Genomic DNA, 25,996 nt, shown 5'->3' on the forward strand with positions numbered 1-25,996 from the left:
ATCGAATTGGGTAGTACGCAAGGGCAGTTGCGTGAGCAGCCAGGCGGCCAACTCTTGGGGCACGTCTGGTGCCCGAATGGGCGGCTTCACGTGCGCTGGCGAACAGGGGCTAAGCCGCCGCTCATTACTGCTCTGCGGTGGTGTGGATGGTGGCGAGGGCGGCGCGGCGGCGAGCGCTCTGCCACGCGGCCTGGTAGCGCTCGGCGTCGCCCATGTACCGGGCGCCGAGCACGGACGCGGTTTCGGCGCGCTCCTCGGCGGCGGCCAGGCGCTCGGCGACCTCCTTCACGTCGGCCTCGGCGCGCTGGGCGTGGCGCTCGGCAATTCGCTCGGTCGCGGTTCGCCGTGCACGGGCCTCCATGCTGGCTTCCTCGGGCTTCATGCCGTAGTACAGGCCAAGCTCAATCCACACGGCGCACATGTCGTGCGCGGCACGGATGCGGCCGAGAGTGTGCTGTGCCCGGTCGGGGGTCTGTAGGCGCAAGCTGTGCGCGGCGACCATGACCACGCGGGCGCGCTCCTTGGCGTCCTTGGCGTCCTGCTGCGCCTGCTCGCGGGCGGCGGCCTCGTGGTCGCGGGCGGCCTCGGCCTGCTCGGCGCGGGTCGTGAGTTCACGGATGTTGGCGCCCCTGCCGTGAATGGCGCTCAGTGCGGCGCTGTTGAGCTGTCCGCGGGCCAGTCCTAGGGCTGCGTGCAACTCGTCCCGTTCGGCTTCGGCCTTCTCGGCGCGCGCGGTGTCGGTGACCCCCCGAAGTGCGTGCAGTGCCTGTTCGGTGTCGTGGGCGCGCTTCTCGGCCTCATCGGCGCGGTGGCGCATGTCGGCGACGTCCTCGACGACACCCCGGACCGGGCCCATGCCGGTGCGGCCGGTTGCTGCTTCATGCATGTCGGCGATGGTCTTGCACGCGGCAAGGTAGTCGGCCTTGAAACGCTCGGCATCCTGCTTGGCGTCTCGCCACTGCCGATTGTGCATGCGGAGCTGCGCCCACAGGTTCTGAATCGTGGTGGGGTCGCCTCCGAGTGAGCGGATACCGGCACGGAGGATACGGAGTTCCGTCTCTGCGGTGTCGGCGCGGCGCTCGGCGGTGGCGACACTCTGCCCGGCGGCGATGAGGGAATGCCCGGCGCGGCCGTAGGCGTCGGCGAGCGCGGTACGCAGCCGGTCGAGGCCTGCGGCCATGTCGTCGAGGGCGAGGCGGGCGGTGTCGGTCGGGGTGGTCATGGCTGCGGCTCCGGGGGCGTGGTGGTCAGGTGGGCGGTCTGCTCGTCGAGGAACGCCCGGATGCGGGCGGTACGGGTGCCGGACTCTCCGGGGCAGATGAACGGGTAGGGCGGGTTCGTGCCGCGGCAGGCTCGGCAGTCTTCGGCGTTCCTGCCGGTGTGCTGCGGCGTGGAGTCGGCGAGCGCCCGAACGTTGCTGTATGACCGGATGCTGAGCAGCCGAGCAAGGGTCTGCCGGTGCTCGGCCTGGCGCTGCTCCTCGACGGCCCGGTACGCGCGGAGCTGCTCGGCGTAGTCCGCGGCCAGCTGCTCGGCCTCGCGGATCGCGTCGTGGGCAGCGTCGAGTTGGCGGGCCTGGCGGCGCATGGCGGTGCCGTGCTCGCGCTGTGCCTGGCGGGCGGTGTCGAGGGCGGCGTGATCGGCGGTGATCGCGTCGCGGAGGAGTGTGCGTTCGTCGCGGGTGAGTTCGCCGCGGTCGAGGCGGGCAAGGAGGTTCAGGACGGTGGCGCGGCGGGCGCCTGCGGCCTTCGCGCGTCGGTCGGCGTTCGGCCGGTTGCGGCGGGTCATGAGACGCGCTCCCACGTGGTCGTGGCCTTCTCAATGTGGCCAGCGGCGAGGCTGCGGCCGGTCGGCTCGAACGTGTCCGGGTCGCGCTCGGCGTAGTAGTTGACCCAGAACGTGACGCGGGCGCGTGCTGCTCCGGGCTTGTCGTATGGGCCTTCGTGCTTGGTCCACGTGTCGCCGCCGCGGGTGATGACGATGACGGCGCGGTAGACGTCGCCGTTGCGGTCGGCGCCGATGTTGCGGGCCATGTGGGCTCCCGATGGGGTGGGGCGCCGGCCGCATGGTGGCGCGGCGCCCCGGGGTGGGTCAGGTGGTCAGTGCTGGCACTGGGAGCTGTGGCAGCCGTGCGAGTGGCACCACTCGGGGTCGCGCATCTCGTCCTCTGTGGCCCGGATGGGGACGGGCGGGAGGCTGGCGAGGATCCGGCGGTCTCTGCGGGCGGCGAGGCGGGCGCGGTACGTCATCGCTGCGCCTCCGGGGTGCAGTGGCCGGTGTGGCATCGGACTTCTCCGTCGGCGGCGTAGTGGACGTGGTGGCCCTGGTGTGCGAGGCGGTCGGCCTCCTGGCGGGCGGCGTTGGTGCGGCCGTAGCGGCGTGGCGAGGCGGTATTCATCGGCGGCGAACCTTCTGGGCGAGGCGGGCGGCGAGGTTGTCGGAGTGCCAGAGACGGCGGTTCTCGCGGCTGCCGTGGTGGGTCGAGTGGGCAAACGGCCGGCCGCATCGGGCGCAGCGTGCGAGGTGGCGCAGCGTGGGCCGGTGCCAGTGGCGGGGGTCCATCCATTCGCCACACGACTCAACGTGCTCGGCCTGGGGTCGGCAGCACGCGGAGTACAGGCACGGGCTGTTGGCGTCGTTGGCGCGGAACCAGTGGCCGTGGATCATCGGCCGGCCTCGCTCTCGCGGTACGCCTTGGTACGAGCCTGGTGGGTGTTGTCGAGGCGTTGGCGGGTGCCGCTGTGGCTGGTACAGAGCTGCCTGGCGGGGGCGAGGCAGAGCGGGCACGGTGCGGCGATCTGCGGGAGGCGCAGCGCGGGCGCGGGCGGCTCCTCGGCGGCGGGCCGGTACTCGCGGTGGAACACGTCGAGGGGGCATGCGCTGCCGCACTGGCCGGGCCTGTCGTCGCGCCACTCGTACGCAACGGCGGTGTGTCCGTCCTCGGCTTCCCATACGCGGGTGACGGTGACGATCTGGCTGGGGTTGAGCCGCTTGGTGTAGCGGGCGCCGACGGCGGGTGCGGCGGGCTGCTCTTCGGCGGGTGCTGTGGGCGCGGCGGCCATGAGTGTGGCGGCGTGGTCGCGGACGGCTGCGGCGGCCGACTGTACGGCGTCGCGTACGTCGCGGCTGCTCCACTCCTCGGGCCACGTGCCGTCGCACTCGCGCATCTGTGTGGCGACCAGCTCGACGATGCCTGCGGCGGTGAGCATCGCCTCGGCGCAGATCGCGGCGTCGCCCTGGCGCTGCTCGGCGAGCACGACGGTGCGGTGTCGGGCGAGGTAGTCGGCGGCGATGGCGTGGGCGCGACGGTGGGGGATGTCGTCGGCAAGTTCGGCAAGCAGCTGCTCGGTGGTGTCGGGGAACTCGGCGGCGAGCGCGTCGGCGTCGGCCTGGCCCTGGGCGAGCTCGGCCGGGGTAAGCGGCGCGGGCTTCTTCTCGGCGGGGAGGTTGGCGGCGACGTGGCCGAGCAGCGCGTCAAGGCCGGCCGGGCGGTCGACGGCGGACAGCTGCGCGTTGCGGGCGTCGGCCTCGGCGATGGCGGCGGCGCCGAGCGGCTGGTCTCCATCGCGCGCGGCGTCGGCGTCGAACCGGTCGGCAACCTGCCTGAGCGCGTACGCGGCGGCACGCTTGCCCATCCCGTGCGCGGCGGCCTGAACGGCGTACGTGCCGAAATCGTCGGTGTCGTCGGCGGCCGGGGTGGGTCGGATGATGACGTACGCCATGGCGTCGAGGTCGGCGAGGGTGGCGCGGTGGTTCATGGGGTGTTCCTGTCTCGTGTGGAGTCGAGCGAGGTGGTGTGGCGCGGTGTGCTCGCGCGCGCGGTGCGGGCGGCGACCGGACGTCGGACGTGTGCGGGTCAGAACGGGGGTTCGTCGCTGCGCTGCTGGTTCTGCTGGCCCCATCCGCCGGGCTGCTGCTGGCCGTTGGCCCACGGGTCGTTGTTGGGCTGCTGTGCGCCGTATCCGCCGCTGCTGGGCTGCTGCTGGCGGGCCGGGCCCTGGTTGCCGTTGGTCTTGGTGACGGCGGCAGTCGCGGTCTTCAGCGACGGGCCGATCTCCTCGGCCTCGATCTCGTAGACGGTGCGCTTGACGCCTTCGCGGTCCTCGTATGAGCGCTGTTTGAGGGAGCCACGGACGATGACGCGGTTGCCGCGGGCGAGGCTCTCGGCGACGTTCTGCGCGAGGCTGCGCCATGCGGTGACGGTGAGGAACAGGCCGTCTCCGTCGCGCCATTCGTTGGTCTGCTTGTCGAATGTGCGGGGGGTGGAGGCGACGCGGAACTTGGCGACGGCGTGGCCGGACGGGGTGAACTTGAGTTCCGGGTCGTCGACCAGGTTGCCGATAACGGTGATCAGGGTTTCGCCTGCCATCAGGCGGCCTGCCTTTCAGTGGTAGCGGTCTGCGGGGTGGCGCGGTTGCGGCGGCAAGTCCGGCATTTACGGGTGCCGTTGGGGGCTACGTAGGTGTTCGCAGCGTCGAACGGGTGGCCGCGGTGGCACGCGGTCTGCGCAGCGCGCAGTGCAACGTGGTTGGTCGAGGCGAGGAGGTTCACGCGGTGGGTGACGGCCCGCAGGTGGCTCGGCCGGACGCAGGCGCGGTTGCGGCACCGGTGGTCAATGTCGAGTCCGGTCGGGATCGGGCCGAACGCGAGTGTGTAGGCGTAGCGGTGGGCCTTGACTGTCCGGCCGAGGTGAAAGGTGCCGTAGCCCTTTTCGTTCAGGGCGGCGTCCCATTCATGGCAGTGGCCATAAACGCCCCGGACGAGAGACAGCGGTCCGTCGAACGCGACTCGGGACCAGTAGCGCCATGCGGCTGTGGGGCGTGGCCGGGCCATGGGCGGGTCCTTTCTGGTCTGAGCGAGGCTCACGGTTCGTTGTGGTGCGTTCGAGGTCGGTTGTGATCGATCGCGGTCGGAACATACCACGAAGGGGGGTGCGGTGGTCAGTTGTGGTGCCCCCCCCTGCCGAGGCGCTATGCGGCGCGTAGGGCGACGTCGGGGGCGACGATGTGCCATCCCTCCCGGTGTAGGGCTGCTACGGCGGCTCTGGCGACTGCCTCTGGGGTGCTGGTGGGGTGGTCGCGGATGCTGGCTGCGATGACTGCGGCAACGGCGTCGGGGATCATCGTCCGCCGGCCGTGTGCCGGGCGCGCTGATCGCGCGGGGTGGGCGTCTGGCGCATGAGCGCGGCAAGGCGGTCGCGGTCGGCGGTGCCGTCAAGGTGGGCGGCGAGTGCGTTGCGGGCGGCTTGTACGGCGTAGTCGGCGTTGTGGCGTTTGGCGCGTGCGGTGGCTTCGGCACGGTCGCGTTCGGCGGCGGCGTGGTCGGCGGCGGCCACCAGTGCGGAGCCGTCCACTTCGCGGATGGTGCGCCATTCGAATCCGCGGGCCTCCTCGACGATGACGTAACCGCCTTGGGCAGCGAACTCAACGGCCATGCGGTCGCGGGCTTTGCGGTCGGTGGTGGTGCGGACGGCGGGCCGGTCGGGGCGGGCGTCCCACGATGCGGTGATGCGCCATGCGCGGCTGTTGCGGGTGCGGTCGCCGGTGTTGGCCTTGCGCCGGTACGTCTTCCCGGGGTGCTTCAGGTTGCGGTTCATGCGGGCTGCTCCTGTCGGGCGGTTGCGGCTGCGGTGAGTCGGGCGTCGTGGAAGTCGTGGCGGGGGCGGCCGGCCGTCTGGCACTTTTGGCCGATCGAGGCGCGGCAGGCTCCCCACGGGCAGGCGACGTTGAACGGGTCGGCTTGTCCGGCTACGGCAAGGCGGCGGCGTTCGGTCATGCCGGGGCGCTGCGAGGCAAGCGCGTCAACCACGCTGCGGGGGACGTAGCTGCCGAACTGCTTGAGCCGCTTGGCGGCGGCCTGGTCGCGCTCTTCGCGGCTGCCTGCGGGCATCAGGGCGCGGGGGGTGGCCATGGCTTGCCCGGTCTCGATGGCGCGGCGTTGGGCGGCGATGGCGGTGCGGTAGGCGGTCTCGTCGTCGGGGTCGACGTTCGGTACGGGGTCGGAATGGCGGCTGAGGACGTCGCGGCGGAAGTCGGCCCACGGCCGGGACACGTCCGACGGCTTGATCGGGTAGGGCGACGTAGTGATGTGACGGAATGCAGCCTGCGAGGCGTCCCAGTGACGTCCTTCGGGGTGCGGTGCGGTGGCGGCAACCTGGGCGAGAACGGCGCACCACTGGTTCAGCCGCTCCTCGGCGGCGGGCCGGTCGAGGGGGGCCCGGGTGGGGTCGAGGCTGTCGACGTAGGCGAGCAGCGCGGCGACTTCGTGACGGATCACTGGGCGTTCTCCTGAGTGAGGATGTCGGCCATGAGCGCGGCGGCCTGGGCGGCGCGGCCGAGGCGGCGAGGGGCGTTCGGGTCGAGCGGGATCACGTCCGCACCGGCCGTCGTACGGCGGATGTCCGACAAGGCGAACTGCAACGTCCCGCCCGTGACCGGTTTCGATGTCTGACCGAGGCGGTCCATCGCGGCTGCGAGCAACTGCGCGTCCAGGCCGTTGGCGAGGGCGTCCTCGACGGCACGGCGAATCGTGGTCCGGTTCTGGGCCGTACCACGGCCGTACGTTCCCCACCACGCCTCGACCAACGCGGCCGCTGCCCCCTTCCCCCCTTGGGGGGCAGGGGGGTTACTACTTCCGAAGGAAGTAGTAGGGGACGGGTCGGGTCGGGGGGACCGTGACGGGTCCATACCGTCACGGTGTGACAACCCCTCCTGACCTGCAAAGAGATTCGGAAACGCGATCCCGTTCGCGGCGCTTTCAGGATTTTCAGCCGATCGTTCACTCGCGAAAGAGTTCGTTTCGCGCGACGAATCGTCGGCATTACGCGTCTGGTTTCGGGTCTCGGCGGCCTTCTCGCGGGCCTTCTTCTGGCGTCCGGCGGCCTTCTCGCGGTCTGCGGTGACAGCTGCTTTTGTCGGGTTGTAGATCAGGAAGTCGTGCATGTAGTAGTCGCCCGGGGCGGGCTGCTTGCACTTGGGACGCGGGCACGTGTGGCCGTGTTCGTGCCACAGTCCGGCCGCGATCAGCTTTCGTGCCTGCGGGGCGGTGCCGTACAGCTGGGCGACGACACCGGGAATGGTGCCCTCTGTGAGGTGCTGGGCGGCGTAGGCGCCTGCCCGCATCCACAGCCCGACGGCAGGGTTTCCGGCTTTCAGCAACTTGGGGTGGGCGTGGGCGGTGTCGTCGACCTTGAACCATGGCACGGGGTGTTGCTCCTGTCGGGGGTGTGGCACGCCCGGGGCGAGGGGCGCGGCAGCTCTTCCTCGCCCCGGGGCCGTTCGGGGCTACTGCGGGGCGGTGATGGCGGCGGCGAACTGGCTGAGCAGCCCGACGCGTTCGGCTGCGCGGCCGATGCATGCGGGGCACCACTCCAGACCGGGCGGCGGCACGACGGGCATCGGGTCGAGGATCACGGGATCGCTATCGCGGTGGGCCCATCCGGCGGCGTTGCACTCGCCAGACCGGCCGGGGAACTTGCCGTCCTCGCGCATGATGTGGAGGCGGCGGACCTGGGCGGCGCGGCGGCCGGATCGGCTGCTGTAGCTGCGGTAGAACGCCCTCACGGTTGCTCCCGGGTGTAGTAGGGGCGGGTACGGCTCGGCTGGTGCTCGTCGCACCGGGGCCCGCACGGGTACGGGCGGGTCGGGACGGCACTGCACTGCGGGTTTCCGTGCTTGCAGACGACCGGCGGGGTGTCGACCGCGAGCTGTCCGGCGATCGGTTCGGCCGGAGGGGTGTTGAGGTGGCGGCGGGCCCGGTCGAGGCGGGCGGCGGCGGTCATCGGGGGCCACCGACGGCGGCGAGCAACTGAGCGAGGCGGTCGCGGCCGGGCTTGTCCTCGACGCACCGGGGAGCAACGCATCCGGGGTGGTCGCAGACGGCCTTGACGTAGCCGACTGGGGTGCGGCCGGTACGGATGCGGAACGCGATAACGCGCGCGCTGGTCGGAGTGCCGTGATAGCTGAACGTCGGGACGTCCGCGGAGTTGTAGGCGCCGGTCCACTCCATGTGGCCGTCGGCGGCAGGGCGCACACGGCGGCGCCACTGCTCCTCGACAGTCCCCGCGGTCTTGTCCGGCTGGGGAATGCGGGGAAGGTTGAGCAGGCGACGGTACCGGGCGACGGTGGTGAAGTGCACGCCGGTGATGCGGGCTATGGCGCGGTCGGTGTGCTGACGGCCGGTGATCAGGCCCCGGGCCAGAGCGAGGGTGGCGGGCGGGATGACGCGCTTCATCGCAAGGCCCCCGTTCGGGCCTCGGCCTCGATCAGGTCCTCGGCTGCGTCCAGCTCGGCGGCGGTGATGCCAGCTCCGGCCTTCTTCAGCTCCCACAGCAGATCCGGAATGGTGAGGTGGTAGTCGCTGCTGGCGACGTGGGCGAGGGTGCGGCGGGTGGTGTCGAGCAGCTGCTCAACCTCGACCAGGCGCGCGGCCAAGGCGAGGATGTCGGCGGCGAGCAGGCGGCCAATGGCGGCGCCGCTGTATCCGCTGCGGTTCACACCGGCCGCGGCGGCGACCGTGTCGGAGACAGCCAGTGCGGGGGCGGGGGCGGTGGCGCCGAGCTGGGCGACGAGGGCGGCCCGCTGGTCGGCGGTCAGCAGAGTAAGCATGGTGGTCCTTCCGGGGCCCGCCCCAGTGGTGGGGCGGGCCGGGGGTGTTACTGCTCGGCGGGGGCGAGGGCGGGCAGCACGATCGGGGCGAGGTCCCCGCGGCGCCACGCCTGGGCGACCAACTCGCGGCCGTCGACGGGCGACGACTTCGACGTGCGAGAGAACGTCATGCGGTGCGAGCGGGCGCGGCTGGGCCGGATCTCGACTCCGGGCACGTCGTGCACCTCGCCCGTCTCCGGGTCGGCCCACTGCGTCACACCGGCCGCGGTCATCGCGGCGAGCATCAGCGAACTGAACGCCGGTCGCACGGACTTGACTATTTCGACCGTGGTCTCGGCCGGGTACGCCTCGGCGACCCATGCCCGAAACGCTGCGGCGTCGATGATCTGCGCGGCCGTCTCGCCACTGGTCCGGCTGATGGATCCGACCTTGGTGCCGTCCGGCAACGTCGCGTCGACCTTCGTCGTGCCGGTCGCCTCGTACTGCTGGTCGAGCAGGTACTGAACGTCCGTCTTCGCGGCGGCGAGGGCCTCGCCGATCTCCTTGGACAGCGCGGCGAGGACGGCCTCGCGGGTCACTGCCTCACGGACGGCGGCCCGGTTGGCGGCGGTCAGGTCGGCGTCGGCCCGGTTGGCGGCCTGCTCAATCTGCTCGGCGACGGTCGGCTCGCTCATGCGGTCGCCCCGTTCTGGCGGGCGGCGTCGAGCAGGTCGTCACGTAGGGCGCGCAGGGCGGCGATGGTCGCGGCCTGCGGTGCCGTCTTGTGGTGGGTGACCATGACGGCGTCGGCCTCCTCGCGGGTGAGGCCGGCCGACTTGGCGGCGTCGTACATCTCGCCGAGGGCGGCGGCGTGCTCCTGGTCCTCGACGACGACCGACGGGTCAACGAACGTGGTTCCACCGGCGGGTGCCTGCTGCCGCTGCGGCTGGTTCGCGGCGGCCTTCTTCTGCGCGGCCACGGCGTCGAGACGGGCGAGGAATTCCGGCGGCGCCCCGGCGGCGACGGCATCGGCGCGCACCTTGGCGAACGCCTGCGGGTTGGGCGCGGTGGTGGCCTCGGCGAGGTAGTCGCGGGTCGGGGCGGCCGGTGCGGGCGGGCCCTGCTGCTCGCCACGGTTGGGGCGCTGCTGCTGCCCACCCTGCCGCTGCTGGTTGCGCTGCTGCCCGTTCTGCTGCCGCTGGTTGCGGCGCTGCTGTTGTGCGGCCCGCTCGGCGCGGTGCTCCTCGGTGGGCTCTACGGGGTGGTCGCGGTCGCCGTCGTCGATGCTGCGGCCGTCCACGGGGATCATGAACAGGGTGAACAACAGGTACTTGAGCGCGGCGGACTGGGCCTTATTCGTGGCCTTGTCGGCGAAGTCGGACGCCTCACCCGGCACTTCGGCCGTGAGGCAGTCACCTGCGGGTCCGTACACGTGGTACCGCATGGTGATGGTGACGTGCGTCATTTTGTCGCCGCGACGTTCGGCACGGTGGTCGGCGATGCTAGGCAGGATGAACAGGCCGTGTGCGCGCATCGGTCCGGCCATGGCGGACATGGCGTCGTCGACTCCTCGGAACTTGTAGCGCTGCGCCTGGTTCTCCTTGTCCTTGGCAACGGGCATCACGTCGCGCATTACGGCGGCGATGGCGGCGAACACGCGGGGAGTGTCCGCAGGGGTTCCAGCGGGGGCGGGCTGGTAGATCGTGGATGCGACGGGGGCGGCCGGGGCCGTGGCGGTCGCGTGAGGGATGGGCAGTGTGGTGACGGTCACGGGCGCGGGCTCCGGTTCGTGGTGTGGCGGATGTGTCCGGCAAGGCTGGTCAGACGCCCGGCGAGCGTGATGGCGGCGTCCGGCCCGAGCAGCGGATCGACTTGGTGCTCGTCGGGGAGCTCGGCAAGCAGGGCCTCGCGGGTGCCGTCGGCCTCCGCGGCACGCATGTGCCGGACGTGGTCGGGCATGTCCTCGGACACCTCGGCGTGGTCGAGGCGCAGCACGGATCCGGCGTGAGCGGCGAGCAAGTGCCCGAACTCGACGGGGTTCTCGGCGTAGGCGATGGCGAGGTCATCGAGCACCGGGGCGAGCAGCTGCTTGGCGATCGGCAGGCGGACGGCGCGGCCGTCGGCGGTGAGTCCGGGGCGCATCATCGGGCGGCCTCGGCGGTGTTGATGCCGAGGGCGGCCGGGATGGCCGGTGTGTTCGGGGTGAGGTGGCCGGTACGGACGTTGTACCGCTGCGGGGTTGACCAGTCGGCGCGGGGGAACATGTGGCGCAGGAGCCGGGCGGCGGCGGCGCGGGCGTCGTGGCCGCCGATCGGCTGGATGAGGTCGTTGAGCAGTACTGCCCACGTACGGGGCTGGCCGTCGATGGTGACGGGCACGGTGCGGACCTCAACCGTCCCCGGGGCGATCTGGTCAAGCTGGCGGCCGATTACGGCGGTGTGCAGCATGTCGCGGCGGGCGGAGCGGGCGCCGTAGATGGCGAGTGCGCCACGGAGCGGCCGGCGGGTACTCTGCGGGGTGTTCACGATTCGTGTCTCCTACGGGTCGTGTGGGTCGTCCGGGTCGCATCCGGGCGGCCCTTTTTGTTTCCTTCAGGCGGCGGCGTGGTGCGGGGTCTGAATGGGGACCGGTCCCCACAGGCGGTCGATCAGCGCGGCATGGTCCGGGGTGAGGCGTCCGGCGGCGCGGTCAGCGGCGATGCGGACGCGGGCCCGGTCGACGCGGACGCGCGCGGCAGCAAACGCCTGCTCGCGGGGAATGACGCCGCTCATGCCGGAACCTCGTTAAGCGGTTTGACGAGTGCGGTGGCGGGGACGCCGTAGGCGCGCTCGGCGGCGGCGGCGGTCGTCGCGGCGGGGGTGCCGTGGCCGTTCCACAGGCGCCAGGCGGCCATACGGCCGACGCCGAGCCGACGGGCGACAGCGGCGGGGGTCTTGTCCCCGGTGCCCTGAGCGGCGAGGCGGAGAAGGGTGCGGTCGTATTGCATGCGGACTTGCTCGCTTCCTAGGTCGGTTCGTATCGACCTCGGTAGGAACATAGCACGTATCGATCTCGCGCGGAATCAGAGGGTTTCGTGGAGGTGACGTGAAGCCCCGCGGTGGCAGGGAGGGGCTCGCGCTACTGAGGTGTTCGAATTTTTAGGCGTCAACGCCCGTGCGGGCACAGGAAGATCGCGTTGCGCGTTCGAACAGGCAACGGATACTGTTTGTGCATTCCATCAACCTGAGGGTGCGCGGAGGGGGTAAAGGCATGTTCACAAGTTCCGTTCCGCCTGAGCCACGTATCCCGCGCGCGATACAGTGCGGCCATGACAACCGGCTCGCACCGACCAGACGAAACCTTCGGAGAATGGCTCACCAGAGAACTCATCGCCCGCGGCTACGACCTACGTGAACGCGGCGGCGGACGCCGCGCCTTCGCAGACAAAGCCGGGCTCGGCCCCGCCATCGTCTCCCGCGTCCTACGCGACACCGCCGTACCCGACATCAAAACGTGCGGCAAGATCGCCAAGGCGCTGAGCATCCCTACCGGCACCGTGCTCGTCCGCGCCGGCCACCTCCCCGCAGACGAACTACCGACAGGCATCACACCCGCAGACATCAGCCAACGCGACGCCCTCGCCGCCCTCGGCGTGCATACCGAGGAAGACCGCGCCGCAGTCCTCGCGCTCATCCGGGCTCTCACCTCACACCGGGAGCCCTAACGCCCCGAGAGGTACCAGTGCCCAAGCTCGCCGCCATCCTCGCCACCCTCGCATCCCTCATCACCCAGCTCATCGGTGTAACGGTCATGCTCACCACCTGCGCCATAGGCGAACCGGGCACCGCCACCGCGACCGGACTCACCCTTACCGCCGCCGGCTTCCTCGCTACCCTCGCCGCCGCGCCGCCGGCCTGCCGCGCCCTCTACATATGGGCCCGCGACCGCGGATACCTGCTCTACGAGCAGCACCAGGCCCAGGACGCCGCCCTACCCGCCTCGCCGGTCGTCCACCTGCCTCGCAGCGGCACCATGCACTGACCGCACCACGCCGACGCAGGCCCCGGCAGCATCACCGCGCCGGGGCCTACCTGTACCCGCAGAAAGGAGCACCCGTGCTGCCACGACAACGGCCACCCGCAGATGACGACAACCTCACCCCGTACATCGGATACGTCAGAGTCAGCACCTGGAAAGAAGAGAAGATCAGCCCCGAACTCCAGCGGGACTCGATCCTTCGATGGGCCCGAGACGTCGGCGCCCGCATCGTCAAGTGGGTGGAAGACCTCGACGAATCAGGCCGCCACTTCAAACGGAAGATCACCGGGTGTGTCGAGTCCGTCGAGGGCGGCGAAGCCCGCGGCGTGGCCGTCTGGCGATACTCCCGCTTCGGCCGCGACCGCACCGGCAACGCCCTATGGCTCGCCCGCCTCGAAAAGGCCGGCGGGCAGTTGGAGAGCGCAACCGAACGCATCGACGCCACCACCGCAGTCGGGCGTTTCCAACGCGGCATGATCCTGGAGTTCGGCGCCTTCGAAAGCGATCGTGCCGGAGAGCAGTGGCGCGAAACCCACGAACACCGCAAATACAAGCTGGGGCTGCCCGCGCAGGGCCGCAAACGGGCCGGGTACATCTGGCACCGCCGCCGCGTGCCCGACCCCGCATCGCCCGAGGGCTACCGCCTCCAGAAAGAGCGATACGAGATCGACCCCAAATACGGGCCGGTAATCGCCGACTGCTACCGCGACTACGTTGCAGGCGACGGGTTCGGAATCATGGCGATCCGACTCAACGCGGGCGGATGGCGCACCACCCAAGGCAGCCTTTGGGGGCCCGACACGCTCAGGCGGTACATGGACTCCGGGTTCCCTGCCGGACTGCTCTCCGTACACGAACCGGAATGCCGATGCGGAAAGACTGACGGCACCTGCAAGGTGCACGTCAAAATCCAAGGCAAGTGGGAAGAGCTGATCGACTACGACCTATGGACGGCATACCTACAGCGCCGCGCCGAGATCCGCGCCACCCCGCCCCGGAGCCGCATCGGCCTGTACGAGCTGACCGGACTTGCCAAATGCGCGCAGTGCCGCAAGGGAACCTCCGTGGTGAATCGCAACGGCAAGGGCAAGCCCCACACCCTCGGCCATGGCTATCGGTGCGGAACCCGCGCCAAGCTCGGCCCCCTCGGATGCGTCGGCGTCTACGTGCGCCGCGACATCGTCGAGGACGAGGTGATGGCATGGATGAAACGCGAAGCCGCCGCCGGCATCAACGCGGCCCCGCCGACCCAGCAGAACGACGACCAGGCGGACCGCGCCGCCCGCGAGCAGGCACAGCGCATGCGGGCCCACACACGGGCACAGGCCGACATCGACAAGGTCCGGCAGGCCATCGCGCGACTCCGCGCCGACTACAACGCCAACCCCGACGACTACGGCCCCGGCGAATATGACGACGCCCTCACAGAGCTGAGAACCCGCCGCCAGGCCGCCGAGCGGGTACTCGCCGAGACACCCGATCCGCAGACCGAGGTACTGCCCGCACGGGCCGACTACATCCCACTCCTGCGCGACTACATCGCCGAATGGCCCGCATACTCCACGGCCGAGCGGAACGGGATTTACAGGTCGATCCTGCGCAGGGTCGCCCTGATCCGGCACGCGCCGGGCTCAGGCGGGGCCGAGATCCAATGCCACCCCGTGTGGAAGCCGGACCCATGGGCCGACGATCAGGCAGCGTCAGACCCGGTGACAACCCTGGCTGCGGTGCGCACACTCATCCCACGCGATGATGCGCACCACCAGGAGGCCACCGATGTACTCGACGATGCAGGACGTACCTCTGACGATCAGCCGAATTCTGGAGCACGGCCGGAGAGTGCACGGCCGGTCCCAGGTGACGACCTGGACCGAGCAGGGACCGCACCGCCGACGCTTTTCTGAGATCGGCGACCGCGCCGCCCAGCTTGCCCACGCCCTTACTGATCTCGGAATTGGCGAGGGGGATGTTTTGGGGACACTGATGTGGAACAACGCCGAGCACATCGAGGCGTATCTCGCGATCCCCTCGATGGGCGCGGTCCTCCACACGCTCAACCTCCGCCTCCCCGCCGAGCAGCTGATCTGGATCGTCAAGCACGCCGACGACAAGGTCGTCATCGTCAACGGCTCCCTGCTGCCGCTGCTCGCCCCGCTCCTCCCCCATCTGACGTCGATCGAGCATGTGGTCGTCGCGGGACCGGGCGACCGTTCCGTCCTCGACGGCGCGGCGCCCCGGGTGCACGAGTACGAGGAGCTGATCGCAGGACGCCCGACCAGCTATGACTGGCCGGAGCTGGACGAGCGTCAGGCCGCCGCCATGTGCTACACCTCCGGCACCACCGGCGACCCCAAGGGCGTCGTCTACTCCCACCGCTCCATCTACCTGCACTCCATGCAGGTCAACATGTCCGAGTCGATGGGCCTGACCGACAAGGACACCACCCTGGTGGTCGTCCCCCAGTTCCACGTCAACGCCTGGGGCCTGCCGCACGCCACGTTCATGTCCGGCGTCAACATGCTCATGCCGGACCGGTTCCTGCAGCCCGCCCCGCTCGCCGACATGATCGAGCGCGAGAAGCCGACCCACGCCGCGGCCGTCCCCACCATCTGGCAGGGGCTGCTCGCCGAGGTCACCGCCAACCCGCGCGATCTCACCTCCATGGCCCGCGTCACCATCGGCGGCGCCGCCTGTCCGCCCTCCCTCATGGAGGCGTACGACAAGCTCGGCGTCCGCCTCTGCCACGCCTGGGGCATGACGGAGACCTCGCCGCTCGGCACCATGGCCCACCCGCCCGCCGGGCTGACCGAGGAGGAGGCGTGGCCCTACCGCATCACCCAGGGCCGCTTCCCGGCCGGCGTCGAGGCGCGTCTGGTCGGTCCCGGCGGCGAGCACCTGCCGTGGGACAACGAGTCGGCCGGTGAGCTGGAGGTGCGCGGCCCGTGGATCGCGGGGGCGTACTACGGGGGCGCGGACGGCGAGGACCTGCGCCCCGAGGACAAGTTCAGCGAGGACGGCTGGCTGAAGACCGGTGACGTCGGCGTGATCAGCGAGGACGGCTTCCTCACCCTCACCGACCGGGCCAAGGACGTCATCAAGTCCGGCGGTGAGTGGATCTCCAGCGTCGAGCTGGAGAACGCCCTCATGGCGCACCCGGACGTGGCCGAGGCGGCGGTCGTCGCCGTCCCGGACGAGAAGTGGGGCGAGCGCCCGCTCGCGACCGTCGTGCTCAAGGCCGGCGCCATCGCCGAGTACGAGGTGCTGAAGAACTTCCTCGCCGAGTCCGGCATCGCCAAGTGGCAGCTGCCGGAGCGCTGGACGGTCATCGAGGCGGTGCCGAAGACGAGCGTCGGCAAGTTCGACAAGAAGGTGATCCGCAAGCAGTACGCGGAGGGCGAGCTGGACATCACACAGCTCTGAACCCAGCTCTGAACCCACTCGTTCAGGCAGATACGGCGAGGGCGGTACGGGATCTCCCGTACCGCCCTCGCCGTATCTGCGGACTCCCGCCCGTCCGTTTGCGTCCGTACGTGCCGTTTGCGTCCGTACGTGTCAGTTCGTGCCGATCTTCGCGAGCAGGTCGACGATGCGCGACTGCACCTCGTCGCTGGTGGAGCGCTCGGCCAGGAAGAGGACGGTCTCGCCCGAGCTGAGCTTCGGCAGTTCCGATCCGGTCATGTCGGCGGAGGTGTAGACGACCAGCGGGGTCCGGTTCAACTGGCCGTTGGCGCGCAGCCAGTCGACGATCCCGGCCCGGCGGCGGCGTACCTGCATCAGGTCCATCACCACCAGGTTGGGCCGCATCCGGGTGGCGAGCGCCACCGCCTCGTTGTCCGTGGAGGCCCGCGCGACCTGCATGCCGCGGCGCTCCAGCGTCTCCGTCAGCGCCAGCGCGATCTCCTCGTGCTCCTCGATCAACAGCACCCGCGACGGATGCTGTTCGCTGTCGCGCGGGGCGAGGGCCTTGAGGAGCACGGCGGGGTCGGCGCCGTACGCGGCATCCCGCGACGCCTGCCCCAGACCGGCCGTCACCAGCACCGGGACCTCGGCCGCCACCGCCGCCTGACGCAGCGACTGCAGCGCCTTGCGGGTGATGGGGCCGGTGAGCGGGTCGACGAAGAGCGCGGCGGGGAACGCCGCGATCTGGGCGTCGACCTCCTCGCGCGAGTGCACGATCACCGGCCGGTAGCCGCGGTCGCTCAGTGCCTGCTGGGTGGAGACATCGGGCGCGGGCCAGACGAGCAGCCGACGCGGGTTGTCCAGCGGCTCCGGGGGCAGCTCGTCGTCGACCGGCTGCGGCGAGGGACGGTTGGCGACCTCGACCGCGCCACCCGGACCGTCCAGCGGCTCCGGCCCCTCGGCGCCCTCGTCGGGGGCGCCTATGGCGTACGCGCGTCCTTCGGCCTCCGGAGCGGAGAGCAGCTGCCCCGAACCCTGGCCCTGTGCGGCGCCGGACGGGGACGGGGTCGGCGCGGACTTCGAAGTGCGCTCGCCCTCCGGCGGGGCGGCGAGCTTACGGCGCCGTCCGGCACCGCCGAGCGTCTGGTTCTGCTGGTGCGCGATGTGCTGGGCGAACGGCACGCCCTGCCCGAGCGTCCGCACGCTGAAGGCACGCCCCTGCGTCGAGTCCGACGAGCCGTCGGGCATCGGAGTCTCCGCGGGCAGCGGCTGCCTGCGCGCGTCCGGTACGGGCACGTTGTTCCGCGGACGGCTCTCCGCGACGCCGGTCGCGTCGGCCGCGCCTGTGGCGGCCGTGGTGCCGGTGGTGTGCGCGGTACGTCCCGCTGCGGGCCATTCCGGAACGTCGCCGGACCGGGTGCCCGGGTGGCTGCCGGGCCGGTCGTCGGCCTGCTCGCGGGGTGCGGTCAGCGCGGCCGGGCCCTGCCCCGATGTGTCGTTCGCCGCCCAGCTGCCGGACTGCTGCTCCACGGCCGGCCCGGCCTGCTGAGGAGCCTCGCCGTGGCGCGCCCGGCGCCGGCCGGTCGGCACGGGGTGCGCCTCGGGCGGCGTGCGGTCGTCGTCCGGCGCGATGCGTACGGCGTCGTGGCGTCCGGGCAGCGAGGCGTCCGCGTAGGCGGCCGTGGACGGGGTCCGGTCGGCCTCCGCGGGCGGGAGCGCGAAGGCGGTACGAGGCCCCGCGGGCTCGGCCTGAGCGGACCGCTCCTGCGCGGCCGACAGCGCCCGCCGCGCCCGTCGCCCGGCCGGCTGGGCCGCCGGAGCCGGGCCGTCACCGGCCTGCGCGAAACCCTCGGAGGAAGAGGGGGAGGGAGCCGGAGAGAGAGCCAGCTGGGCCTCGCCGCCCTGGCGCGCCCGCTGCCCACCCGCAGGCACCCGAACAGGCGTCGGCGCCTCGGCCGGAACGCCCTGCGGCGGCACGGTCTGTCCACGCTGCGGACGGCCCCCGCCACCCTGCGCGCCCTCGGCCGCCGTCACCACGGCCCCCTCGGACGGCGCCGGTCCCGCGGGCAGCGCCAGCGCCTGCCCCGGCCCCTGGTCCTGCTGGGGCACCTGTGACAGCTGAGCCGGAAGCGAAGGCTGAGCACCGGTCTCGGCCGGGCTCGGCCGTCCCCGCCTGCGCCCCGACCCCTCGCCCTGCTGGGCCGGAATGATCTCGTGCGGGCTCTGCGGCCTCTGCACACCCTGCGTGTCCTGCGTCTTCGGCGCGTCCTGCACCGCGGGCTCACGACGCGCCCGCCGCCGCCCCGTCGGCTCGGCCGCCGCCGTGTCGCCGTCCCCGGAACCGCCCACAGAGCTCTCCAGGAACGCGTCCGTCGACGCCCGCCGCGCCCGCCGCCGTCCGCCCGACGCGCCCTGACCGGACGTCGGCTCCGGCTCCGGGGTCTGCCCGGGGCCGGGCTCCGGCTCGGACGCCGGTGGCATCACCATTCCCGAGCCCGCGCCCAGCGGCACTTCGAGCACGTACGCGCTGCCGCTCATCCCCGGCACCTCGTGCGTCTGGAGCACGCCGCCGTGCGCCCGTACGATCCCGCGCACGATCGGCTCGTGCACCGGGTCTCCCCCGGCGAACGGGCCGCGCACCTCGATCCGTACGACATCACCGCGCTGCGCCGCCGCGACGACGACCGTCGAGTCGACGTAGCCACCGCCCGGCACCACGCGCGCCTTGCCGGTCGAGTCGACCCCGGCGACATCCGCGACCAGATGGGCGAGCGCGGTCACCAGCCGGGCCGCGTCCACCTCGGCCTCGATCGGCGGCGCGTGCACCGCGAACTGGGCGCGCCCGGGACCGATCAGCTCGACGGACGCGTCGATTCCGGCCGTCACGACCGAGTCGAGCAGCACGTTCGCCTTGACCAGCTCCTCCGAGCCGGAGTCCAGGCGCTGGTAGCCGAGCACATTGTCGACGAGCGTCGTCATCCGGGCGTAGCCCGCGGCCAGGTGGTGCAGGATCTGGTTGGCCTCCGGCCACAGCTGGCCGGCCGGGTCGGCGGCGAGCGTGAAGAGTTCGCCGCGCAGCTGCTCCAGCGGCCCGCGCAGCGACTCGCCGAGTACGGCGGTGAGCTGGGCGTGCCGGGCGGTCAGCGCCGCCAGCTGTTCGGCCTGCACCTCACGCTGTTCGGCCTGCGCCTCCAGCTCGGCCGTGTAGCGCTCGGTCCGGTCGGCCAGTTCCGTGCTGTGCCGTTCCGTCAGCCCGGTGATCTCGGCCTTGTGATCCGCGGTGAGTCCGTCGACCTCGGCCTTGTGGCCCGCGGTCAGTTCGTCGACCTCGGTCCTGTGCTGCTCGCTGAGCTCCTCGTACGGCCTGCGGTCGGTGAACGTCATGACCGCACCGACCAGCTGGTCCCCGTCCCGGACCGGCGCGGTGGTCAGGTCGACCGGCACCTGCGCGCCGCTCTTGGCCCACAGGACCTGCCCGCGCACCCGGTGCTTGCGACCGGACCTGAGGGTGTCGGCGAGCGGCGACTCCTCGTACGGGAACGGCTCGCCCTCCGCCCGCGAGTGCAGGATCAGCGGATGCAGCTCCTGGCCGCCCAGGTCGCTGGCGCGGAAGCCGAGGATCTGCGCGGCGGCGGGGTTGACCAGGACGACCCGGCCGTCCGTGTCCGTACCGACGACACCCTCGGCCGCGGCCCGCAGGATCATCTCGGTCTGCCGCTGCGAACGGGCCAGCTCGGCCTCGGTGTCGACGGTGCCCGACAGATCCCGTACGACGAGCATCAACAGCTCGTCACCCGTGTAGCTGCCGCTGTAACTGTTCTGGAAGTCCTTGTACGCGGCCTGACCGTCCTCCAGGCTGGCGCTGGTCACCTCGGCCGGGTACTCGGTGCCGTCGGTCCGCCGTGCGGTCATCCGCGTCGGCTTCGTACGGCCGCGGTCGTCGGCGGCCTCGGGACGCCGCATCGACCCCGGAATCAGCTTGGAGTCGAACTCCGGCAGCAGGTCGAGGAGCCCGCGCCCGACGAGCGCCGTGCCCGGCGTCTCGAACATTTCCAGCGCGATGGTGTTGGCGTTGACGACCGTGCCGTTGCAATTGACGAGCAGCAGCCCGTCAGGGAGTGCATCGAGTATTGCTGCGAGGCGAGCAGCGCCTCGGGATGGCCTGCTGCTCACGACGACGCTTCCTCCCTGATTACCGCACCTTGCCGACAACGGGCCCCATCTTGCCCCTCGGGCCGCAGGCTGTCACGAAAGGAGTCTAAAGGCAGGGGAGGGGCGTGGGGCGGCGGATGAGGGGGAGCTCTCACCAAGGTTCTGTGCATACGTTGTACGACTCCAGCCCGTCACGTGCCGTTCGATATGCCCTGGACAGGGGTATGGGCCCCTGTTCACCGGACGTTGGGGAGCACCGGCCGCAGGCCGTTCCAGCGCGAGATCGCACAGCCGTTGGTCCGGTCGAAGGCCGTGTCGATGCTCCTCCCCTGCCAGGTTCCGGTGACCCGGGCGGTGGCCTGGCCCCCGAACTGCTGGGTGCACATCGCGTCCCTGGGCACCGGGGCGAACGGGTCCGCGCCCTCGCCCGCCAGCTCCGCCAACCGGTCGCAGGCCTGCTGCGCCGCCGGGTGGCTGCCGCCGGCCGGCCCGCACTCCAGCTCGAAGACACCCTCGGCCGAGGGATCCCCCGTGCCCGAGACCGTCACCGTCAGCCGGGTGTGATGGGCGTCGTCGTCCTGCAACAGGGGAATGGGCAGGGGCAGCGGAAGGGGCCCGCCGACCGCGGTCGCGGCCGGTGCGGCGGCGGACAGCGCGGCGAGGGACGCGACGGCGGTGAGGGCGAGGCGGCGCAGCATGCGGACTCCTGTGCTCGTGTACTTCGACGAGAGGTACGGGGCAGTGGAACGACCCGAAGAACGGGGGGACGGTGCCTCCCTCCCTCACTAACGCTCCGCACGCCACGGCGTTGCGCAACCGCAGGCACTTTGCTCTCGTGCCCGACTGCCTAGTACCGTAGGCAGCGATTGGTGACGCAACGCTCAGCTGTGTCATCATCTGCACGCACCACTCGCGCTCGCGCGAGGTGTGCTGGAGGCGTCGCCTAGTCCGGTCTATGGCGCCGCACTGCTAATGCGGTTTGGGTCTTAAAGCCCATCGAGGGTTCAAATCCCTCCGCCTCCGCTTCACCGTCGAAGCCCCGTGCCACTGGCACGGGGCTTCGGTCGTCCCCGGGCGCACCCGCGGTTCCACGGCGCGCCCGCAGTACCGCCAAACGAGGCGTTTTCGCAGGTCAGAGCCCGTATGGCTAATGGATTTCGCGCTACGGCGCAGGTCATGTAATGTTGTTCCCGCAACGCCGACCAGGCAGAAAAGCCCGGGAGGTAAGACCAGCGGCTAACACCGCGGGCAAGCACTCGTAGCTTAACGGATAGAGCATCTGACTACGGATCAGAAGGTTGCAGGTTCGAATCCTGCCGAGTGCACAGTGGCAAAGGCCCCGGACGAAGAGTCCGGGGCCTTTGCGTTGGGCCGTACGGCAACGGAGTGCGACGGCCGTGGTGATCGGCGTCCGCCGGTCGTGTCGCCCATCGGGTCGAGTACCTCCGTGCCGCTGTGTGAGTCAGGCCGGCGCCTTGGCGGCCAAGTCCTTCTGGGTCCGGTCCCGCACGGTGCGGTGGCGTCGGGTCGGTATTCCGAGCGTCGGGTTGGCGACGCCCCAGGCCGCGCCCTTGCAGACCAGCTCCTTGTAGAAGGCGGCGAGCCGTCCTGTCAGGGCCGCCCGGACGGCTCGGTCGTCGGCGGTGACGTACTGGATCAGGCCTTCCTTGCGGCCCAGCGAGATGCACTGGTTGAAGTAGCGGAGCGGCACCTTGGGGAGCTTCCCGCCGGTCAGGCGCGCCGCGATCGCGTCCGCGGCCTGCCACGCGCTGGGGGTGCCCGAGGCGCACGACATCCGCAGCGGCTTGTCGCCGGGGCCCATCGCCATGGCCGCGTCGCCGATGGCGTACACGTCCGGGTGCGAGACCGAGCGCATGGTCCCGTCGACGACGATCTGGCCTGTGTCAGTGACCTTCAGAGCGGTGGCCTTCGCGATCGGGTGGACCGCGAAGCCGGTGGTCCACACGGTGACCGCGGCCGGGACGGAGGTTCCGTCGGCGGTGGTGACCCGGTCGGCTTGCACGCCGGTGACGGCTGCCTGTTCGTGCACGGTGATGCCGAGCTTGTCGAAGACCTTCCGTAGGTGTCCGCGGCCCTTGGGCGAGAGCCAGTCGCCGAGGCCGCCGCGGGCGGCGAGGGCGACGTCGAGGTCCGGGCGGGCCTCGGCGATCTCGGTCGCGGCCTCCATGCCGGTGAGGCCGCCGCCGACCACGACCACACGCTGCCCGGCGTCCAGGCGGGCCAGGCGCTCGCGCAGCCGGAGCGCTCCGGGGCGGCCGGCGATCTCGTGGGCGTGCTCGGAAGTGCCGGGGACACCCTGGTCGTTCCAGCCACTGCCGAGGGCGTACACGAGGGTGTCGTACTCCAACTCCTCGGCGCCCTTCGCGTCGAGGACGGCGACGGTCCTGCGGTCGACATCGACGCCGGTCACTTTTGCGAGCTTCAGTTCGACGCCGGTGCCCGCGAACATCTCGCTGAAGGGCCGGGGCCTGAGGTCCTGGCCGACCGCGAGTTGGTGCATCCGGACGCGCTCGACGAAGTCGGGCTCGGCGTTGACGAGAGTGATGGCGACATCCTCGCGGCGCAGCCGCTTGGCGAGGCGCCCGGCGGCGATGGCTCCGGTGTATCCGGCTCCGAGGACGATGACGCGATGCTGCATGTCCTTGCTCCTGTCTTGAGCGGGTTCGCCACTTGAACCGGGCGGCCCGCCGTTTCCTGACAGGAATGCGATGTGAAGCAGCTCACTTCGGGGTCAGAAGGCGTGGAGCAGGGGTTCCCCGTGGTCGGTGGCCGCCCAACGCCGGTTCGCGCGTCCGAGCTTGTCGGGGTTGACCTGGTTGCGGAACGCGGCGATGCCCTCGGCGGTGACCTCCAGGCACATGACGCCGATGACGCGGCCGTCGAGGACCGCCACGACGGCGGGGTCGCCGTTGGCGGTCGTGGCGTAGACCTCGGGTGAGCCGCCGACCAGGACGCGCTTGGCCTTGCTGGGTTTGAACAGGCCCCGCATGAACTTCGCGACCGCGAGGGCGCCCTCGAACGCCTTGGCACGGGCCGGGACCTTCCCACCGCCGTCGCCGATCGCGATGGCGTCCTCGGTGAGCAGTCGCACGAGGGGCTCGGTCCGGCCGCTGGCGGCGGCCGCGAGGAACCCGTCGATGATCCGCCGGGCGGCGGCCTCGTCGATCTCGGTGCGGGCCCTGCCGTCCGCGACGTGCTTCTTGGCGCGGTGGAAGATCTGCTGGCTGGCGGCCTCGGTGATGCCGAGGATCTCGGCGATGTCCCGGTGCGGGTAGTCGAAGGCCTCCCGCAGTACGTACACCGCCCGCTCGTTGGGGGAGAGGCGCTCCAGCAGGACGAGGACCGCGTACGAGACCGACTCGCGCTGCTCGGCGGTGTCGGCGGGGCCGAGCATCGGGTCACCGGAGAGCAGCGGCTCGGGGAGCCATTGGCCCACATAGGTCTCGCGCCGCGCGCGGGCCGAGGTGAGCTGGTTGAGGCACAGGTTGGTGAGGACCTTCGTCAGCCAGGCCTCGGGGACCTCGATGCGGTCGACATCGGCGGCCTGCCAGCGCAGGAACGTCTCCTGCACGGCGTCCTCGGCCTCGCTCGCGGAGCCGAGGAGGCGGTAGGCGATGGCCTGCAGGCGGGGCATGGAGGCCTCGAACCGGTCCATGTCGTTCATGGTCAGGGCCATGGCCGAAATCGTAGCTCCCCCGGCGCGGCCGATGTATTGCGGCCCTGCTGTTCGGCCGATGCTGTTCGACTTCCCGGACGCGATGGAACGCGGTGATCGGGTCGGTCTCGGGGTCCTCTTCGCGTCCGGCGGCGATGGAGGTTTCGGGGCAGTCGCACGGAAGTTGTCGTGGCCTGGACCTCGGTGGCTGCGGCGGCACACGGCGGCCTGTGATCGCTATCCTGAGCGATCAGAACGGGAGGCTGCTGGGGCCTCTTGGCCTTCCCACCGTCCGAAACGGGAGCCGGGAGTTCGCGCATGGGGTGGCAGTGCACCGGGCTGCGGTGGCCGGATGCGCGGGGGGTGCCCGTGCTCGGGTGGCGGCAGGGTGGGGCCGTACGGGTGAGTGCGCCGGCCTATGGGACCGAACTCGGGTTCCGGGCCGTGGGGGAGCGGCGCTGTGTCGGGGCGCGCGGGAACGCGTGTCCGGTGGGGGCCGTGGTGTCGGGGCGGAGCACGGGGGCGCGGTGTCCGGAGTGTGCACGGCTGGACCGGGCGCATTCGGTGGCTGCCGACACGATCGCCGACGACCCCCGGACGTACCGCGTGTATCTCGCCTGGTTCGGGCCGGGGATGGTGAAGGTCGGGATCACCGCCGAGGAGCGGGAGGCGGCGCGGCTGCGGGAGCAGGGGGCCGTGGTGTTCAGCTGGCTGGGGCGGGGGCCGTTGATGGCGGCGCGGCGGACCGAGGAGCTGCTGCGGTCGGCGCTCGGGGTGCCGGACCGGATTCCGTACGCCAGGAAGCGGGCCGTGCGCGCGGTGCTGCCGGGGGTGGCGGAGCGGCGTGCCGAGGTGGCGGAGCTCTACGGGCGGGCCGCGGCGCTGGAGGGGGCCGGGTGGCCGGAGTCGTTGGAGCGGCTGCCGTTCGAGGCGGTCGACCACGCCGGGGTGTTCGGTCTCGACGGCGTGGTCGAGGTGGCGTGGGCGGTCACCGAGTTGGTGGACGGGGGCGTGGTCGCGGGGCGGCTGGTGGCGGCGGCCGGGCCCGATCTGCATCTGGAGACGGTGACGGACGGGGTCGTGGTGCTGGACACCCGGCTGATGACCGGGTGGGAGCTGGCAGGAGCCGATGCGCGTGCCGGGGTGGGGGTGCCGGTGGCCGACATCGGGGGCGGTGGCGTGCAGGGCGGGCTGTTCTGAGATCGTCGGACCGTCCGGGCGGTGCGGCCGGGCGGTGGGACCGGACGGTGAGAGGAGCGCGGGATGAGTGGTGACGCCGACGACGTCGTGCGGTTCTGGGAACGGCTGGGGCTGCCCGGGATCATCGATGTCCATACGCACTTCATGCCGGAGCGGGTGCTCCGCAAGGTCTGGGCGTACTTCGACTCCGCGGGTCCGCTGACCGGGATGGAGTGGCCGATCGAGTACCGGCACGACGAGGACGAACGCCTCGCGCTGCTGCGCTCGTTCGGAGTGCTCCGGTTCACCTCGATGCTCTACCCGCACAAGGCCGGGATGGCGGCCTGGCTGAACGGCTGGGCGGCCGACTTCGCGCGCCGGGTGCCGGACTGTCTGCACACCGCGACCTTCTTCCCGGAGGAGGGTGTGGAGCGGTATGTGCGCGAGGCCGTCGAGTCGGGGGCTCGGGTCTTCAAGTCGCACCTTCAGGTCGGCGCGTACGACGCCAACGCCCCGATGCTGGAGCCGGTGTGGGGGCTGCTCGCGGAGGCCGGGGTTCCGGTGGTGATGCACTGCGGCTCCGGGCCGGCGCCCGGCAAGTACACGGGGCCCGAACCGGTCGGCCGGCTGCTCGCCCGGCATCCCCGGCTGCGGCTGATCGTGGCGCACATGGGGATGCCGGAGTACGCGGAGTTCCTGGCGCTGGCGGAGGCGTACCCCGAGGTGCGGCTCGATACGACGATGGCGTTCACGGACTTCACGGAGGACTTCACGCCGTTCCCGGTGGCCGGGCGGGGGCGGCTCGCGGCGCTCGGGGACCGGATCCTGCTGGGGACGGACTTCCCGAACATCCCGTATCCGTACGCGCATCAGCTGCACGCGCTGGAACGGCTGGAGCTGGGGGACGACTGGCTGCGCGCGGTCTGTCACGGGAACGCGAGCGCGTTGTTCCCCGTGAGCTGACGGGGCTGACGGGGCTGACGGGGCC

General features: G+C 71.3%; 31 protein-coding genes and 2 tRNA genes. 8 read left to right on the top strand and 25 right to left on the bottom strand.

Features of this window, described 5'->3' with window-relative positions:
• Window positions 1-124: 124 nt before the first annotated feature.
• The 21 genes from OG507_RS21025 to OG507_RS21125 form a co-directional block, all read right to left on the bottom strand.
• A complete protein-coding gene (locus tag OG507_RS21025; RefSeq protein ID WP_327368745.1) occupies window positions 125-1,222 on the bottom strand; it encodes a hypothetical protein in 1,098 nt (365 codons plus the stop codon).
• Window positions 1,219-1,788 (bottom strand): hypothetical protein, encoded by a 570-nt coding sequence (locus OG507_RS21030; RefSeq protein WP_327368746.1) that lies wholly within the window; start codon window positions 1,786-1,788, stop codon window positions 1,219-1,221. The genes OG507_RS21025 and OG507_RS21030 overlap by 4 nt, the downstream gene beginning before the upstream one ends.
• Complete coding sequence (locus OG507_RS21035) at window positions 1,785-2,033, bottom strand: hypothetical protein (RefSeq protein ID WP_327368747.1); 249 nt, start codon at window positions 2,031-2,033, stop codon at window positions 1,785-1,787. Before OG507_RS21035 ends, OG507_RS21030 begins: the two co-directional genes overlap by 4 nt.
• A gap of 66 nt (window positions 2,034-2,099) precedes the next feature.
• Window positions 2,100-2,249 carry a hypothetical protein gene (locus tag OG507_RS21040; protein ID WP_327368748.1) on the bottom strand — a complete coding sequence of 50 codons (150 nt, stop codon included), beginning with the start codon at window positions 2,247-2,249 and terminating at the stop codon, window positions 2,100-2,102.
• Window positions 2,246-2,398 carry a hypothetical protein gene (locus tag OG507_RS21045; RefSeq protein ID WP_327368749.1) on the bottom strand — a complete coding sequence of 51 codons (153 nt, stop codon included), beginning with the start codon at window positions 2,396-2,398 and terminating at the stop codon, window positions 2,246-2,248. The genes OG507_RS21040 and OG507_RS21045 overlap by 4 nt, the downstream gene beginning before the upstream one ends.
• Window positions 2,399-2,663: 265 nt before the next feature.
• Entirely contained in the window at window positions 2,664-3,758 is a 1,095-nt protein-coding gene (locus OG507_RS21050) for a hypothetical protein (protein WP_327368750.1), read from the bottom strand.
• Between the two features lie 98 nt (window positions 3,759-3,856).
• A complete protein-coding gene (locus OG507_RS21055) occupies window positions 3,857-4,369 on the bottom strand; it encodes a single-stranded DNA-binding protein (protein ID WP_327368751.1) in 513 nt (170 codons plus the stop codon).
• Complete coding sequence (locus OG507_RS21060) at window positions 4,369-4,833, bottom strand: HNH endonuclease signature motif containing protein (protein WP_327368752.1); 465 nt, start codon at window positions 4,831-4,833, stop codon at window positions 4,369-4,371. Before OG507_RS21060 ends, OG507_RS21055 begins: the two co-directional genes overlap by 1 nt.
• Before the next feature lie 286 nt (window positions 4,834-5,119).
• Window positions 5,120-5,596 carry a hypothetical protein gene (locus OG507_RS21065; RefSeq protein WP_327368753.1) on the bottom strand — a complete coding sequence of 159 codons (477 nt, stop codon included), beginning with the start codon at window positions 5,594-5,596 and terminating at the stop codon, window positions 5,120-5,122.
• Window positions 5,593-6,276 (bottom strand): zinc finger domain-containing protein, encoded by a 684-nt coding sequence (locus OG507_RS21070; protein WP_327368754.1) that lies wholly within the window; start codon window positions 6,274-6,276, stop codon window positions 5,593-5,595. Before OG507_RS21070 ends, OG507_RS21065 begins: the two co-directional genes overlap by 4 nt.
• Window positions 6,273-7,202, bottom strand: a complete 930-nt coding sequence (locus OG507_RS21075) for a mucin-2 (protein ID WP_327368755.1) — start codon at window positions 7,200-7,202, stop codon at window positions 6,273-6,275. Before OG507_RS21075 ends, OG507_RS21070 begins: the two co-directional genes overlap by 4 nt.
• An 81-nt stretch (window positions 7,203-7,283) precedes the next feature.
• A complete protein-coding gene (locus OG507_RS21080; protein WP_327368756.1) occupies window positions 7,284-7,562 on the bottom strand; it encodes a hypothetical protein in 279 nt (92 codons plus the stop codon).
• A complete protein-coding gene (locus OG507_RS21085) occupies window positions 7,559-7,780 on the bottom strand; it encodes an aromatic ring-opening dioxygenase LigA (RefSeq protein ID WP_327368757.1) in 222 nt (73 codons plus the stop codon). Before OG507_RS21085 ends, OG507_RS21080 begins: the two co-directional genes overlap by 4 nt.
• Complete coding sequence (locus OG507_RS21090) at window positions 7,777-8,232, bottom strand: hypothetical protein (protein WP_327368758.1); 456 nt, start codon at window positions 8,230-8,232, stop codon at window positions 7,777-7,779. The genes OG507_RS21085 and OG507_RS21090 overlap by 4 nt, the downstream gene beginning before the upstream one ends.
• Entirely contained in the window at window positions 8,229-8,606 is a 378-nt protein-coding gene (locus tag OG507_RS21095) for a hypothetical protein (RefSeq protein ID WP_327368759.1), read from the bottom strand. Before OG507_RS21095 ends, OG507_RS21090 begins: the two co-directional genes overlap by 4 nt.
• Before the next feature lie 47 nt (window positions 8,607-8,653).
• On the bottom strand, window positions 8,654-9,280 hold the full coding sequence (locus OG507_RS21100; protein ID WP_327368760.1) for a hypothetical protein: 627 nt from the start codon (window positions 9,278-9,280) through the stop codon (window positions 8,654-8,656).
• Window positions 9,277-10,356 (bottom strand): ERF family protein, encoded by a 1,080-nt coding sequence (locus OG507_RS21105; RefSeq protein ID WP_327368761.1) that lies wholly within the window; start codon window positions 10,354-10,356, stop codon window positions 9,277-9,279. The genes OG507_RS21100 and OG507_RS21105 overlap by 4 nt, the downstream gene beginning before the upstream one ends.
• Complete coding sequence (locus OG507_RS21110) at window positions 10,353-10,730, bottom strand: hypothetical protein (protein ID WP_327368762.1); 378 nt, start codon at window positions 10,728-10,730, stop codon at window positions 10,353-10,355. The genes OG507_RS21105 and OG507_RS21110 overlap by 4 nt, the downstream gene beginning before the upstream one ends.
• Window positions 10,727-11,110 carry a hypothetical protein gene (locus OG507_RS21115; protein ID WP_327368763.1) on the bottom strand — a complete coding sequence of 128 codons (384 nt, stop codon included), beginning with the start codon at window positions 11,108-11,110 and terminating at the stop codon, window positions 10,727-10,729. The genes OG507_RS21110 and OG507_RS21115 overlap by 4 nt, the downstream gene beginning before the upstream one ends.
• A 66-nt stretch (window positions 11,111-11,176) precedes the next feature.
• The gene (locus tag OG507_RS21120; protein WP_327368764.1) at window positions 11,177-11,356 is read right to left on the bottom strand and encodes a hypothetical protein; all 180 of its coding nucleotides are present in this window, start codon (window positions 11,354-11,356) and stop codon (window positions 11,177-11,179) included.
• Window positions 11,353-11,571, bottom strand: a complete 219-nt coding sequence (locus OG507_RS21125; protein ID WP_327368765.1) for an XRE family transcriptional regulator — start codon at window positions 11,569-11,571, stop codon at window positions 11,353-11,355. Before OG507_RS21125 ends, OG507_RS21120 begins: the two co-directional genes overlap by 4 nt.
• Before the next feature lie 321 nt (window positions 11,572-11,892).
• Between OG507_RS21125 and OG507_RS21130 the strand changes: the two genes are divergently transcribed.
• From OG507_RS21130 to OG507_RS21145, 4 genes are all read left to right on the top strand, one after another.
• Window positions 11,893-12,288: a helix-turn-helix domain-containing protein gene (locus tag OG507_RS21130; protein ID WP_327368766.1), complete on the top strand. Its 396-nt coding sequence runs from the start codon at window positions 11,893-11,895 to the stop codon at window positions 12,286-12,288.
• 17 nt (window positions 12,289-12,305) lie between these two features.
• The gene (locus OG507_RS21135; protein WP_327368767.1) at window positions 12,306-12,605 is read left to right on the top strand and encodes a hypothetical protein; all 300 of its coding nucleotides are present in this window, start codon (window positions 12,306-12,308) and stop codon (window positions 12,603-12,605) included.
• A gap of 74 nt (window positions 12,606-12,679) precedes the next feature.
• The gene (locus OG507_RS21140; RefSeq protein ID WP_327368768.1) at window positions 12,680-14,506 is read left to right on the top strand and encodes a recombinase family protein; all 1,827 of its coding nucleotides are present in this window, start codon (window positions 12,680-12,682) and stop codon (window positions 14,504-14,506) included.
• A complete protein-coding gene (locus OG507_RS21145) occupies window positions 14,391-16,022 on the top strand; it encodes a long-chain fatty acid--CoA ligase (RefSeq protein ID WP_327372043.1) in 1,632 nt (543 codons plus the stop codon). Before OG507_RS21140 ends, OG507_RS21145 begins: the two co-directional genes overlap by 116 nt.
• 132 nt (window positions 16,023-16,154) lie before the next feature.
• Here OG507_RS21145 and OG507_RS21150 read toward each other — a convergent pair whose 3' ends face one another.
• Complete coding sequence (locus tag OG507_RS21150; protein ID WP_327368769.1) at window positions 16,155-20,174, bottom strand: PAS domain-containing protein; 4,020 nt, start codon at window positions 20,172-20,174, stop codon at window positions 16,155-16,157.
• A gap of 215 nt (window positions 20,175-20,389) precedes the next feature.
• A complete protein-coding gene (locus tag OG507_RS21155) occupies window positions 20,390-20,851 on the bottom strand; it encodes an SSI family serine proteinase inhibitor (RefSeq protein ID WP_327368770.1) in 462 nt (153 codons plus the stop codon).
• Between the two features lie 234 nt (window positions 20,852-21,085).
• On the opposite strand from OG507_RS21155, the gene OG507_RS21160 reads away from it, so the two are divergent.
• Window positions 21,086-21,176, top strand: a tRNA-Ser gene (locus tag OG507_RS21160).
• 229 nt (window positions 21,177-21,405) lie between these two features.
• A tRNA-Arg gene (locus tag OG507_RS21165) sits at window positions 21,406-21,478 on the top strand.
• Window positions 21,479-21,615: 137 nt separating this feature from the next.
• On the opposite strand, the gene OG507_RS21170 is transcribed toward OG507_RS21165, so the two are convergent.
• Together OG507_RS21170 and sigJ are read right to left on the bottom strand one after the other, a co-directional pair.
• Window positions 21,616-22,812 (bottom strand): NAD(P)/FAD-dependent oxidoreductase, encoded by a 1,197-nt coding sequence (locus OG507_RS21170; RefSeq protein WP_327368771.1) that lies wholly within the window; start codon window positions 22,810-22,812, stop codon window positions 21,616-21,618.
• A gap of 93 nt (window positions 22,813-22,905) precedes the next feature.
• A complete protein-coding gene (gene sigJ, locus OG507_RS21175) occupies window positions 22,906-23,850 on the bottom strand; it encodes an RNA polymerase sigma factor SigJ (protein ID WP_327368772.1) in 945 nt (314 codons plus the stop codon).
• 297 nt (window positions 23,851-24,147) lie between these two features.
• Between sigJ and OG507_RS21180 the strand changes: the two genes are divergently transcribed.
• A complete protein-coding gene (locus tag OG507_RS21180) occupies window positions 24,148-25,029 on the top strand; it encodes a DUF2797 domain-containing protein (protein ID WP_327368773.1) in 882 nt (293 codons plus the stop codon).
• A 63-nt stretch (window positions 25,030-25,092) separates the two neighbouring features.
• On the top strand, window positions 25,093-25,971 hold the full coding sequence (locus OG507_RS21185; RefSeq protein WP_327368774.1) for an amidohydrolase family protein: 879 nt from the start codon (window positions 25,093-25,095) through the stop codon (window positions 25,969-25,971).
• Window positions 25,972-25,996: the final 25 nt, after the last annotated feature.

Origin of the sequence: Streptomyces sp. NBC_01217, from assembly GCF_035994185.1 — a bacterium.
GTDB lineage: Bacteria > Actinomycetota > Actinomycetes > Streptomycetales > Streptomycetaceae > Streptomyces.

Excerpts from the sequence above, each read along its gene's own strand:
- OG507_RS21025 (WP_327368745.1), bottom strand. The coding sequence starts at position 1,222 with ATGACCACCCCGACCGACACCGCCCGCCTCGCCCTCGACGACATGGCC.
- OG507_RS21030 (WP_327368746.1), bottom strand. The coding sequence starts at position 1,788 with ATGACCCGCCGCAACCGGCCGAACGCCGACCGACGCGCGAAGGCCGCA.
- OG507_RS21035 (WP_327368747.1), bottom strand. The coding sequence starts at position 2,033 with ATGGCCCGCAACATCGGCGCCGACCGCAACGGCGACGTCTACCGCGCC.
- OG507_RS21040 (WP_327368748.1), bottom strand. The coding sequence starts at position 2,249 with ATGACGTACCGCGCCCGCCTCGCCGCCCGCAGAGACCGCCGGATCCTC.
- OG507_RS21045 (WP_327368749.1), bottom strand. The coding sequence starts at position 2,398 with ATGAATACCGCCTCGCCACGCCGCTACGGCCGCACCAACGCCGCCCGC.
- OG507_RS21050 (WP_327368750.1), bottom strand. The coding sequence starts at position 3,758 with ATGAACCACCGCGCCACCCTCGCCGACCTCGACGCCATGGCGTACGTC.
- OG507_RS21055 (WP_327368751.1), bottom strand. The coding sequence starts at position 4,369 with ATGGCAGGCGAAACCCTGATCACCGTTATCGGCAACCTGGTCGACGAC.
- OG507_RS21060 (WP_327368752.1), bottom strand. The coding sequence starts at position 4,833 with ATGGCCCGGCCACGCCCCACAGCCGCATGGCGCTACTGGTCCCGAGTC.
- OG507_RS21065 (WP_327368753.1), bottom strand. The coding sequence starts at position 5,596 with ATGAACCGCAACCTGAAGCACCCCGGGAAGACGTACCGGCGCAAGGCC.
- OG507_RS21085 (WP_327368757.1), bottom strand. The coding sequence starts at position 7,780 with ATGACCGCCGCCGCCCGCCTCGACCGGGCCCGCCGCCACCTCAACACC.
- OG507_RS21090 (WP_327368758.1), bottom strand. The coding sequence starts at position 8,232 with ATGAAGCGCGTCATCCCGCCCGCCACCCTCGCTCTGGCCCGGGGCCTG.
- OG507_RS21095 (WP_327368759.1), bottom strand. The coding sequence starts at position 8,606 with ATGCTTACTCTGCTGACCGCCGACCAGCGGGCCGCCCTCGTCGCCCAG.
- OG507_RS21100 (WP_327368760.1), bottom strand. The coding sequence starts at position 9,280 with ATGAGCGAGCCGACCGTCGCCGAGCAGATTGAGCAGGCCGCCAACCGG.
- OG507_RS21110 (WP_327368762.1), bottom strand. The coding sequence starts at position 10,730 with ATGATGCGCCCCGGACTCACCGCCGACGGCCGCGCCGTCCGCCTGCCG.
- OG507_RS21120 (WP_327368764.1), bottom strand. The coding sequence starts at position 11,356 with ATGAGCGGCGTCATTCCCCGCGAGCAGGCGTTTGCTGCCGCGCGCGTC.
- OG507_RS21125 (WP_327368765.1), bottom strand. The coding sequence starts at position 11,571 with ATGCAATACGACCGCACCCTTCTCCGCCTCGCCGCTCAGGGCACCGGG.
- OG507_RS21130 (WP_327368766.1), top strand. The coding sequence starts at position 11,893 with ATGACAACCGGCTCGCACCGACCAGACGAAACCTTCGGAGAATGGCTC.
- OG507_RS21145 (WP_327372043.1), top strand. The coding sequence starts at position 14,391 with ATGCAGGACGTACCTCTGACGATCAGCCGAATTCTGGAGCACGGCCGG.
- OG507_RS21155 (WP_327368770.1), bottom strand. The coding sequence starts at position 20,851 with ATGCTGCGCCGCCTCGCCCTCACCGCCGTCGCGTCCCTCGCCGCGCTG.
- OG507_RS21170 (WP_327368771.1), bottom strand. The coding sequence starts at position 22,812 with ATGCAGCATCGCGTCATCGTCCTCGGAGCCGGATACACCGGAGCCATC.
- sigJ (WP_327368772.1), bottom strand. The coding sequence starts at position 23,850 with ATGGCCCTGACCATGAACGACATGGACCGGTTCGAGGCCTCCATGCCC.
- OG507_RS21180 (WP_327368773.1), top strand. The coding sequence starts at position 24,148 with ATGGGGTGGCAGTGCACCGGGCTGCGGTGGCCGGATGCGCGGGGGGTG.
- OG507_RS21185 (WP_327368774.1), top strand. The coding sequence starts at position 25,093 with ATGAGTGGTGACGCCGACGACGTCGTGCGGTTCTGGGAACGGCTGGGG.